We start from the raw sequence: 11,182 nt of genomic DNA on the forward strand, positions 1-11,182 counted from the left end.
ATGGCAGACACCAAGACCAGTGCCGGAAACTTCTTCGAGGATTACCATGTCGGGCAGGTGATCGCCCATGCCGTGCCGCGCACCGTGTCGGGGGGCGAGCGGGCGCTCTACCACGCGCTCTATCCCGCGCGGCACGCGCTCTATTCCTCCGACGAGTTTGCGCGCGCCTGCGGGCTGGCCGCGGCGCCGATCGACGATCTGGCGGCCTTCCACCTGGTCTTCGGCAAGACGGTGCCCGACATCTCGCTCAACGCGGCCGCCAATCTGGGCTATGCCGAGGGCCGGTTCTACCGCCCGGTCTGGCCCGGCGACACGCTGCGTGCGGTGTCCGAGGTGATCGGGCTGAAACAGAATTCTAATGGCCGCACCGGCGTCGTCTGGGTGCGCAGCAGCGGGATCAACCAGCGCGGAGAGACGGTGATCGACTACGTGCGCTGGGTCATGGTGCGCAAGCGCGACACCGAGGCCCCAGCGCCGCAGACGGTGGTGCCGGTCCTGGCGCAGTCGGTGGCGCCCGCGGCGCTGAGGGTGCCCGACGGGCTCGATTTCACGGGCTACGATTTCACCCTCGCGGGGGAGCCGCATCGCTTGGGCGACTATGCCGTGGGCGAGGTGATCGACCATGTCGATGGCGTCACCGTCGAGGAGGTCGAGCACATGCTGGCCACCCGGCTTTGGCAGAACACCGCCAAGGTGCATTTCGACGCAACCCAGCGCGAGGATGGCAAGCGGCTGATCTATGGTGGCCACGTTATCTCGCTGGCGCGCGCACTCAGCTTCAACGGGCTGGCAAATGCCCAGATGATCGTGGGGCTGAACGGTGGCGCACATGCCAATCCGTGCTTCGCGGGCGATACGGTCCGCGCCTGGTCGGAGGTGCTCGACAAGGCCGAGACCGCGGCGCCCGGCGTCGGCGCGCTGCGTCTCAGGCTGGTGGCCACTCGCGACGCGACCTCTGCCGCGGGGCTGAAGGGCGAAGACGGCAAATACCGGCCCCATGTGCTGCTGGATCTGGATATCTGGGTTCTGATGCCGGTATGACACGTTTTGTGATCACGTTTTCTGGCCGGATTTTATGGAAGTGATTCACGGCGCAGGCGCAATCGCAATAGTCCATTCCGCGCGTCGACACTCGATCCTGCCCGGACGGCCGAGTTCGTGATCACGTAAATATTTTTTGTGATTACGACGGCCGCTTTCCTGAAGGTTTTCGCAAAAATATCGTGCCTTTTCCGCCCGGACTATGTGACAAGTGGCAGAAATGGTCTAAGCATGGTCGCAATTGATGACTGTTGCCTGGATGAAAGGGATACCCGATGGCTGATGTGAACCGGGGTGACCGCCCGCTTTCGCCCCATGCCAGCATCTATCGCTGGCCGCTCAATTCGATCATGTCGATCCTGCACCGCGCCACGGGCACGGCGATGACGCTGGCCGCGGTGCTGATCGTCTGGTGGTTCCTGGCGGCCGCCACCTCGCCGGAGTATTTCGCGATGGTGGATGGATTGCTGACCTCATGGCTGGGCGATCTGGTGTTCTTCGGCTCGCTGCTGGCGCTGTGGTTCCACTTCTTCAACGGCATCCGGCACCTGATCTGGGACACTGGCGCGGGCTTCGACGACGAGAACGTCACAAGGACCGCCATCGGCGCGCTGGTCCTGGCCGCCGTGCTGACCGTCATCACCCTGATCGCGATCTGAAGGAGGCCGGGATGAGCATCAAGACCGACTACAAGCGCGTCGCCGGCCTCGGCTCGGCCAAGGACGGTACGCATCACTGGTGGACGCAGCGGCTGAGTTCGATCGCGCTGATCCCGCTCACGCTTCTCTTCGTCTTCACCTTCGGTGCGCATCTGGGCGAAGGCTATGAGGCCGTGCGCGCGGCCTATGCCAACCCCTGGAACGCGGTGGTTGCCATCCTCTTCCTGATCGTGGGCTTTCATCACCTGATGCAGGGCTTGCAGGTGGTGATCGAGGACTACGTTCACGGCAAGGCCGGCGTCGTGCTTCTGATCCTCAACACGCTCCTTTGCTGGGGCTTCGCGATCGCGGGTGTCTTCGCGGTCGCCAAGATCGCATTCGGCGCCTGAGCGGGAGACGAGCAGATGGCATCCTACGAAATCGAGTATCACAATTACGACGTGGTCGTGGTGGGCGCCGGCGGCGCCGGGCTGCGGGCCACGCTGGGCATGGCCGAACAGGGACTTCGCACCGCCTGCGTGACCAAGGTGTTTCCCACCCGCTCGCACACCGTGGCCGCGCAGGGCGGCATCGCGGCCAGCCTCAGCAACATGGGGCCAGACCATTGGCAATGGCATCTCTACGACACCGTGAAAGGCTCCGACTGGCTGGGCGACACGGATGCGATGGAATATCTCGCGCGGGAGGCGCCGAAGGCGGTCTACGAGCTTGAGCATTACGGGGTGCCGTTTTCCCGCACCGAGGACGGCAAGATCTACCAGCGTCCGTTCGGCGGTCACACCACCGAATTCGGCGAAGGCCCCCCGGTGCAGCGCACCTGTGCCGCCGCCGACCGCACGGGCCACGCGATCCTGCACACGCTCTACGGGCAGTCGCTGAAACACAGCGCCGAGTTCTTCATCGAGTATTTCGCCATCGACCTGATCATGGGCGAGGACGGCGCCTGCGAAGGGGTCGTGGCCTGGAATCTCGACGACGGCACGATGCATGTCTTCAACGCCAAGATGGTGGTGCTGGCCACCGGCGGTTATGGCCGGGCGTACTTCAACTGCACCTCGGCGCATACCTGTACCGGGGACGGGGCCGGGATGATAGCGCGCGCCGGACTGCCGCTGCAGGACATGGAGTTCGTGCAGTTCCACCCCACCGGGATTTTCGGCCCCGGCATGCTGATCACCGAGGGTGCCCGCGGCGAGGGCGGCTATCTGACCAACTCCGAGGGCGAGCGCTTCATGGAACGCTACGCGCCGACCTACAAGGACCTGGCCTCGCGCGATGTGGTGTCGCGCTGCATGACGCTGGAGATCCGCGAGGGCCGCGGCGTCGGTCCCGACAAGGACCACATCTATCTGCACCTCAACCACCTGCCGCCGGAGACGCTGAATCTGCGCCTGCCGGGCATCTCGGAATCCGCGCGCATCTTCGCCGGCGTCGATGTCACGAAGGAGCCGATCCCCGTCCTGCCCACGGTGCATTACAACATGGGCGGCATCCCCACCAATTACTGGGGCGAGGTTCTTAACCCGACCAAGTCCGACCCCGACGCGGTGGCGCCCGGCCTGATGGCGGTGGGCGAGGCCGGCTGCGCCTCGGTCCACGGCGCGAACCGGCTGGGCTCGAACTCGCTGATCGACCTTGTGGTCTTCGGCCGCGCCGCGGCGATCCGGGCGGGCCAGACCGTCGATCCGGACACACCGAACCGCGCCGCCAACAAGGCCGCCGTCGATGCGGCGCTGGATCGGTTCGACAAGCTGCGCCATGCCGACGGCTCGATTTCCACGGCCGAATTGCGCTTGGAGATGCAGAAGACGATGCAGGACGATGCTGCCGTCTTCCGCACCGACAAGACGCTGGCCGAGGGGGTGGAGAAGATGCAGGCCGTCGCCGCCAAGATGGACGACATCCAGGTGACGGATCGGTCGCTGATCTGGAACTCCGACCTGATGGAGACGCTTGAGCTGGCCAACCTGATGCCGAACGCCCTGGCGACGATCGTCAGTGCCGAGGCGCGCAAGGAAAGCCGCGGCGCCCACGCGCAGGAGGACCATCCCGACCGCGACGACGAGAAGTGGCGTGTCCATACCCTGGCCCGACTGGACGGCAACAAGGTGACGCTGGACTATCGGCCGGTGCATCTCGACCCGCTCACCAAGCACGAGGAAGGCGGGATCGACCTCAAGAAGATCGCGCCCAAGGCGCGGGTCTACTGAGGGCGGGGAATGCAGCGCCGGGAGGCATATCAATGATCGCGCCTGAGGCGCCGCGCCTGATCTGCGTCGGTACGCATCACAAGACCGGCACGATCTGGATGCAGACCGTATTCAAACGCATCTCCCGTGATCTGAGCATCTTCTCCAAACAGGTGCGGCCCCGCGCGATGGCCGAGGTTCCCGCCGGCGCGCGCGCCATTCTGGTGAACTGGTCATCGGCCTTTCCAGCGGAGTTGCGCACCATGTCCGATGCGCGGTTCCTGCACATGATCCGCGATCCGCGCGACGTGCTGATCTCGGGCGCGAAATACCACCTGACGGCGCCCGTGCGGGGTGAGAAATTCCTGCACGTTCCGCGGGATGATCTGGGCGGGCTGACCTATCAGCAGCACCTCAATGCCTTGCCGGACGATCTCTCGCGGCTGCGATTCGAGATGGAAAACAAGCACCTTGCGACCCTGCGCGAGATGCTGGCCTGGGACTACGGCGATCCGGCGGTGTTCGAATTGCGGTACGAGACCCTGATCCGCGACGAAAGCTGCGCGATCTTCACCGATGCGCTACGGTTCCTGGGTTTCGACGGTGAAGAATTGGAAACCTGCCGCGACATCTTCTGGCGCAACAGCCTCTTTGGCGGCCTGCGCGAGGGACGTAGCGGACGGGTGGCCGGTCATGTGAATTCCGGCGCGGTGGCGCAATGGAAGCGCAAGCTGCCGCTGGAGATCGCCGAGGAATACCGCGACCGGCACGGCGACGACCTGATCGCGCTGGGCTATGAGTGCGACAAGAACTGGCTGGACGAGATCACGGAGGCGGCGGCCTGATGCAGACCGCACCCGGGACCAGAGAAAGGAAGAGGTTTCAACATGGTTGAACTGACGCTGCCCAAGAACTCGAAAATCCGGACGGGCAAGACCTGGCCCAAGCCCGAGGGCGCGACCAATACGCGGACCTTCCACATCTACCGCTGGAACCCCGACGACACGGAAAATCCCCGCGTGGATACATATCACGTGGACATGGATACCTGCGGGCCGATGGTTTTGGACGCGCTCATCAAGATCAAGAACGAGATCGACCCGACGTTGACCTTCCGCCGCTCCTGCCGCGAGGGCATCTGCGGCTCCTGCGCGATGAATATCGACGGGCACAACACGCTGGCCTGCACCTGGGGCATGGACGACATCAAGGGCGACGTGAAAATCTATCCGCTGCCGCACATGCCGGTGGTCAAGGATCTGATCCCGGACCTGACGCATTTCTATGCCCAGCACGCCGCGATCATGCCCTGGCTCGAGACGAAGACCAACCAGCCGCAGAAGGAGTGGCGCCAGTCGGTCGAGGATCGCGAGAAGCTCGACGGGCTCTATGAATGCGTGATGTGCGCCTGCTGCTCGACGTCCTGTCCCAGCTACTGGTGGAACGGCGACCGATATCTGGGGCCAGCCGCGCTCCTGCACGCTTATCGCTGGATCATCGACAGCCGCGACGAGGCCACCGGCGAGCGCCTGGACGATCTGGAGGATCCGTTCAAGCTCTACCGCTGCCACACGATCATGAACTGCGCCAAGACCTGCCCCAAGGGGCTGAATCCGGCGCGGGCCATTGCGGAGATCAAGAAGAAGATGGTCGAGCGCACACTCTGAGCGCTATGCCGCCGATCTGAATCTGTGTTGCCGGCTGCATTTGTATTTGCTTCGGGGCCGAGTCAGGATGGCGGTATGAACGAAACATTCACGGTCCTTGTCGGCACCACGAAGGGCGCCTTCCTCCTGGAAGGAACGCCGGCGCGGGATGGCTGGTCGATCAGCGGCCCACATTGCGACGGCTGGCCCGTGAACCATGTGAAGGCCGATCCGATTACGGGACATATCTGGGCCGGCGGCGGCAACGAGTTTCTGGGCGCGGGGGTCTGGCGGTCAACTGATGGCGGCATGACATGGGAGTTGTCGAAACTCTCCAAGGGCCAGATCGACGAATGGGCCGCTGCCGACCCTGAAACCGCGCGGCTTCTGAACTGGACCCCTGTCGAGACGGCGTTCGACGGCGAGGTGTCTGCGATCTGGTCGCTCCTTCCCGCGCATGGCATGCTCTACGCCGGGGGCAAGCCGGGTATGCTTTTCGCCAGCGCCGATGGCGGCCGGACATGGGAGAAGGTGACGGCGCTCTCCGACCATCCCGAGAAGGAAAGCTGGAACCCTGGTGCAGCGGGTCTGGTCGTCCATTCGCTCCTCTGCGACCCGGCTGCGCCCGGCAAGCTCTGGGCCGGGATATCGGCGGCGGGGGTCTTCGCGACCGAGGATGGCGGCGCCACATGGGAGCGGCGCAACCGGCTCTCCAACGCCGAAGCCTGCGCCCATCACGATCATCCGGCCGCCCCGCGGGACGGCGAAACCGGCCATTGCGTGCACAACATGGTGCGCGTGGCCGACCGCGATCTCCTCTACCAGCAGAACCACCACGGCGTCTTCCGCAGCCCCGATGGCGGGCGCACATGGCAGGACATTACCGCGGGCCTGCCCTCGACCTTCGGCTTCCCGATCGCCGTGCACCCGCGCGACGCGCAGACGATCTGGGTTCTTCCGCTCAACAGTGACACCGGCGGCCGGTTCCCGCCGGACGCCTCCGCCGCGGTCTGGAAATCGGGCGATGGCGGCCAAAGCTGGCAGGCCAAGCGCGACGGGCTGCCCGCGCGGGACTGTTTTTTCACCGTGCTTCGCCAGTCCATGGCGACTGATGGGGCGGACCCGGCGGGGGTCTATTTCGGCACCAATACCGGGTCGGTCTTTGCCAGCGCCGACGAGGGCGAAAGCTGGGCCGAGATTGCCCGGAACCTGCCCACGATCCTCTCGGTCGAGGTCATGCAGCGCTGAGGCGCGGGACGTCGTGCTGGACAAGGCGGCGCCGTCGCCGCTAGCGTCCTTCCGGCAGGGGAGGCGCGGTTCTTGTCGGACACGGATATCATCGTCATCGGTGCGGGACTGGCCGGGCTCGTGGCCGCCTGCGAGGCCACGGCCCGCGGCCGCTCGGTCCTGGTGCTGGACGCGGAGGGGCCGCAATCGCTGGGCGGGCAGGCTTTCTGGTCGCTGGGCGGGCTCTTCATGGTGGACACGCCCGAGCAGCGGCGCATGGGCATCCGCGACAGCCGCGCACTGGCGGCGGCGGACTGGCATGGCTCGGCGCAGTTCGACCGCGTCGAGGACGAGAATCCGCGCGCCTTCGCCGAAGCCTATCTCGATTTCGCTGCGGGCGGGATGCGCGCCTGGCTCGCGGGGCTCGGAATGCGCTGGTTTCCGGTCGTGGGCTGGGCGGAACGCGGCGGCGCCTCGGCGCATGGCCACGGAAATTCGGTGCCGCGCTTCCATCTGACCTGGGGCACCGGGCCGGGCGTCCTCGCGCCGTTCCTGAGGATCGCGAAGGAGGCCGAGGCCGCAGGCAGGCTGCACTTCGCCTTCCGCCACCGCGTCACCGCCCTGAGGGTCGAGGCAGGCCGCATCACCGGGGTGGAGGGTGAACGGCTGGCGGACAGCGACGCGGCGCGCGGCGCCTCCAGCGGCCGCGATATGGTGGGCGATTTCAGCTTCCGTGCGGAAAGCGTGATCGTGGCCAGTGGCGGCATCGGAGGCAACCACGCGCTGGTGCGCCGCCACTGGCCGGCCGCGCGGCTGGGCACGCCGCCACTCAGCATGATCACGGGCGTACCGGATTACGTGGATGGGCAGATGCAGCAGACCGCCGAGTCAGCCGGCGCCGCCGTCATCAATGCCGACCGGATGTGGCATTATACAGAAGGCGTGCAGAACTGGAACCCGATCTGGCCCGGCCACGGCATCCGCATCCTGCCCGGTCCCAGCCCGATGTGGTTCGATGCCACGGGCGAACGGCTGGAGCCGCCCTGTCTGCCGGGTTTCGACACGCTGGCCACGCTCAAGCGCATCCTGGCCACGGGGCACGACCATAGCTGGTTCATCCTGACCCAGAAGATCATCGAGAAGGAATTCGCCCTGTCGGGCTCCGAGCAGAACCCCGATTTCACCTCCGGGCGCTGGGCCGCGGTGCTTCGGTCCCGTCTCGGCAAGGGCGCGCCCCCGCCGGTGGAGGCGTTCAAGGCGCATGGCGCCGATTTCGTGGTACGCGACACGTTGCAGGAACTCGTCGCGGGGATGAATGCGCTGACCCCCGACGCGCCGGTCAACACCGCCCATATCCGTGCCCAGATCGCGGCGCGCGACAGCCAGTTGACCAATCCGTTTGCCAAGGACGCTCAGATCACCGCGATCCGCGGCGCCCGCGCCTATCGCGGCGACCGGTTGATCCGCACGGCCCGGCCCCACCGGATTCTCGATGCGGCCAACGGCCCGCTGATCGCCGTCCGGCTCCATATCCTGACGCGCAAGTCGCTGGGCGGGCTGCATACCGATCTGACCGGACAGGTGCTGCGGCCCGGCGGCTCGACCTTCCCCGGCCTATTCGCGGCGGGCGAGGTCGCGGGCTTCGGGGGCGGGGGCTACCACGGCTACAATGCGCTTGAGGGGACCTTCCTGGGCGGGTGCATCTTCTCCGGGCGACAGGCCGGCCAGCACGCATGATCGTCGTCGCGGGCCTGCTGATCGCCTTCGTGCTGGTGATCCTCTTTTCCAACCGCGCGACACGGGCCTGCCGCTGGCGCGCGGACCGCCGCGGCGACCGGCCGCGCGCGACCAAGTACCGCTGCGCCGCCTGCGGGGCGGAGGCCTGGACCGAGAACGGGAAGCCGCCCCGGATCTGCATGGCTCATGAGGGGCCGAAGTGATGCCGGGGCGTTGACAGCCCGTGCCGGAACGGGAAGCATGCCGCCGGCACCGACCACGGAGACACGCCATGCCCAACCCGCCGCCTGACGCCGAAACACGCCGCGCCGTGGCGCCGGTGATCTGCTACCCGACCGAAACGCTGCCGGTGCCGGACATGGCGCTCTACCACGCCGCGCGCGCTGGCATGACCCGGATCGCCGAGGTCACGGTTCCCCCGCGCGAGGCCGCCACGTTCCGCGTCCCGGCCGGACATTTCTTCCGCATCACCAGCGTCGACGGCCCGCAGGTCGGCGACCTCAACCTGTGGCACGCGGAAAACATGGCGGAACGCTTTTACTCGGGCAAGTCGCGGGCCCTGCACGGCACCCATCTGACGGCAGGGCATCGCATGTGGTCATGCTTTCCCTATCTGCGTCCGATGGCGACCATCACCGAAGATACGCTGGACTGGTACGGGATCGACGCCTATGGCGGCTCGGTCCATGACGTGATCGGCACCCGCTGCGATCCCTACACCCACAACCTGCTGTCCGGCGGGCAGTATCATCATTGCTGCCATTCCAATCTGATCCGCGCGCTCGCCGCCGAAACGGGGCTGAGCGCGGCCGAGGCGGAACCGCATGTCCATGACGTGCTCAACGTTTTCATGTGCACGGGTTTCACCCGCGACACGGGGCAGTATTTCATGAAGGCCAGCCCTGTGCGCCCAGGCGACTATCTGGAATTCTTCGCCGAGATCGACCTTCTGGGCGCGCTGAGCGCCTGTCCCGGCGGTGATTGCTCGGCGGAGCATTCCAGCGACGCGGCTGCCTGCTATCCGCTGCTTGTGGAGGTCTTCGCCCCTGCGCCGGGCGCACTGAACGGTTGGGAACCCGCGCCGGTCAACGGCTATGACGGCGGGCACGGGCTAGGGTAGGGCGACGTCCCGGCAATCCGCAACACATAGCCCTGAGCCGACGTTTGCCCATCACCCCTGCGCGGCTCATCTCCGAACGTGCCCGCGGCGGCGAGGGTCATCGTCACTGCCCCGGTTCGGGTTCTCGGGATGTGGCTGCTCTGGCCGCCGGACTCTGCGCGCCAATCCGGCATGGCGCTCAGTCGAAAGCGGCCGCGAGCGCGATCTCGACCATCTTCTCAAGCCCCGTCTCACGCTCTTCGGGTGTCATCGCCGCACCCGTCGCGGGCTGGTCGGACACGGTCAGGACCGAGAGAGCGCGCGCGCCTTCGCGGGCCGCGATCATGTAGAGTTCCGCCGTTTCCATCTCCACCGCCAGCGTGCCGTGACGTCTGAGGTCATCGGTCAGGTCGGGGCGTTCGTCGTAGAAGGCGTCGGCGGAATAGATGCCTCCGATACGCGGCACGATGCCGAATGCGCACGCCGCGCGTTCGGCGGCGCAGAGCAGCCCCCAATCCGCCGCCGGGGCGAAGTTCAACTCACGCAGTGCCGCGCGCGACGGGGTGGAGAGGCTCGACGCGGTCATCGCAAGCACGATTTCACCCAGCGACAGGTCGGGCTGCATCGCCCCGCAGGAGCCGATCCGCACAAGCGTCCGCGCCCCGTGATGGCGCAGAAGCTCCGTGACATAGATCGCCAGCGACGGCATGCCCATGCCGGTACCGTGGACCGTGACGCGATGGCCGTTCCATGTGCCGGTATATCCCAGCATCCCGCGCACGCGATTGATGCAGGCGGGGTCCGAAAGGAAGCGTTCCGCCACCCAGTTCGCGCGCATCGGATCGCCGGGCAGCAGCACGGTTTCGGCGATCTCGCCCGATCCCGCGCCGATATGGAGGCTCATCCCCCTCTCCCGGATGGAACCGTCAGATGGCGAATTCTTCCGGATTGCGCCCCTTGGCCAGTTCGGCCTTCAACCAGTCGGGCTTGCGCCCACGGCCGGTCCAGGTCTGCTTGGGGTTTTCGGGATTGCGGTATTTCGGGGGCCGCTTCCCCGACGTTTTCTCCTTGCGGAGAATTTCATCGAGCGAGAAGCCGTGCTCCTTCGCGGCTTTCTCCGCGGCGGCAAGGGCTTCCGCTTTCTTGCGGGATTCCAGCGTCTTGAGCGCGTTCTGTACATCTTTCAGCAGGGCTTCGAGTTCCTGCTTCGACATGGAATTCAGGTCAATCGCCATTTTCAGCCTCACGTCTCTATTGTTTCAGCCCAGTCTGCGACATAATTCGCGGCGCACAGAAAACAATTACATTATTCGCGGGATTTAGCCTCTGATAAAAGCAAGATCAACATATTTTTGCATGTTGAACATGCAAAGTTATCGCCCGGCCCGACGTGTTCCATGCCTTCATGCAATGATCCCGGCAAGATCCTGCTCAGCCATTTGCGAATGCCGGTCTTCGGACCTAGGGTCAGGACCCATTGATTTCAGCCGAGCATCGTGATTCACCGCCTGAAAACAGAGCGGTGACATGTCTGATCTTTACTGGCTGAGCGACGCGCAGATGGCGCGTCTGGAACCCTATTTT

Annotated in this window: 12 protein-coding genes; 10 read left to right on the forward strand and 2 right to left on the reverse strand. The window is 65.6% G+C overall.

Annotation, left to right across the window (positions count from 1 at the left end; all coding sequences use genetic code 11):
* From DDZ14_RS17990 to DDZ14_RS18035, 10 genes are all read left to right on the forward strand, one after another.
* Positions 1-1,041, forward strand: coding sequence for a MaoC family dehydratase (locus tag DDZ14_RS17990; RefSeq protein WP_109426365.1), 1,041 nt, complete (start codon positions 1-3; stop codon positions 1,039-1,041).
* Between the two features lie 275 nt (positions 1,042-1,316).
* Entirely contained in the window at positions 1,317-1,700 is a 384-nt protein-coding gene (gene sdhC / locus DDZ14_RS17995; RefSeq protein ID WP_109426366.1) for a succinate dehydrogenase, cytochrome b556 subunit, read from the forward strand.
* A gap of 11 nt (positions 1,701-1,711) precedes the next feature.
* Positions 1,712-2,089: a succinate dehydrogenase, hydrophobic membrane anchor protein gene (gene sdhD, locus DDZ14_RS18000; protein WP_109426367.1), complete on the forward strand. Its 378-nt coding sequence runs from the start codon at positions 1,712-1,714 to the stop codon at positions 2,087-2,089.
* Between the two features lie 15 nt (positions 2,090-2,104).
* Positions 2,105-3,910, forward strand: coding sequence for a succinate dehydrogenase flavoprotein subunit (sdhA, locus tag DDZ14_RS18005; protein WP_109426368.1), 1,806 nt, complete (start codon positions 2,105-2,107; stop codon positions 3,908-3,910).
* Positions 3,911-3,942: 32 nt separating this feature from the next.
* On the forward strand, positions 3,943-4,734 hold the full coding sequence (locus tag DDZ14_RS18010; protein WP_109426369.1) for a hypothetical protein: 792 nt from the start codon (positions 3,943-3,945) through the stop codon (positions 4,732-4,734).
* 42 nt (positions 4,735-4,776) lie between these two features.
* Positions 4,777-5,556, forward strand: a complete 780-nt coding sequence (locus DDZ14_RS18015; protein ID WP_109426370.1) for a succinate dehydrogenase iron-sulfur subunit — start codon at positions 4,777-4,779, stop codon at positions 5,554-5,556.
* Positions 5,557-5,631: 75 nt separating this feature from the next.
* Entirely contained in the window at positions 5,632-6,783 is a 1,152-nt protein-coding gene (locus tag DDZ14_RS18020; RefSeq protein WP_109426371.1) for a sialidase family protein, read from the forward strand.
* 72 nt (positions 6,784-6,855) lie between these two features.
* Positions 6,856-8,499, forward strand: a complete 1,644-nt coding sequence (locus DDZ14_RS18025; RefSeq protein ID WP_109426372.1) for an FAD-binding dehydrogenase — start codon at positions 6,856-6,858, stop codon at positions 8,497-8,499.
* Positions 8,496-8,702, forward strand: a complete 207-nt coding sequence (locus tag DDZ14_RS18030) for a hypothetical protein (protein ID WP_109426373.1) — start codon at positions 8,496-8,498, stop codon at positions 8,700-8,702. Before DDZ14_RS18025 ends, DDZ14_RS18030 begins: the two co-directional genes overlap by 4 nt.
* Positions 8,703-8,770: 68 nt before the next feature.
* Positions 8,771-9,619 carry a DUF1989 domain-containing protein gene (locus tag DDZ14_RS18035; RefSeq protein ID WP_109426374.1) on the forward strand — a complete coding sequence of 283 codons (849 nt, stop codon included), beginning with the start codon at positions 8,771-8,773 and terminating at the stop codon, positions 9,617-9,619.
* 178 nt (positions 9,620-9,797) lie between these two features.
* On the opposite strand, the gene deoD is transcribed toward DDZ14_RS18035, so the two are convergent.
* Together deoD and DDZ14_RS18045 are read right to left on the reverse strand one after the other, a co-directional pair.
* The gene (deoD, locus tag DDZ14_RS18040) at positions 9,798-10,502 is read right to left on the reverse strand and encodes a purine-nucleoside phosphorylase (RefSeq protein WP_109426375.1); all 705 of its coding nucleotides are present in this window, start codon (positions 10,500-10,502) and stop codon (positions 9,798-9,800) included.
* A gap of 22 nt (positions 10,503-10,524) precedes the next feature.
* A complete protein-coding gene (locus DDZ14_RS18045) occupies positions 10,525-10,833 on the reverse strand; it encodes an H-NS family nucleoid-associated regulatory protein (RefSeq protein WP_109426378.1) in 309 nt (102 codons plus the stop codon).
* Positions 10,834-11,182: the final 349 nt, after the last annotated feature.

Source organism: Maritimibacter sp. 55A14 (assembly GCF_003122205.1).
GTDB lineage: Bacteria > Pseudomonadota > Alphaproteobacteria > Rhodobacterales > Rhodobacteraceae > QEYE01.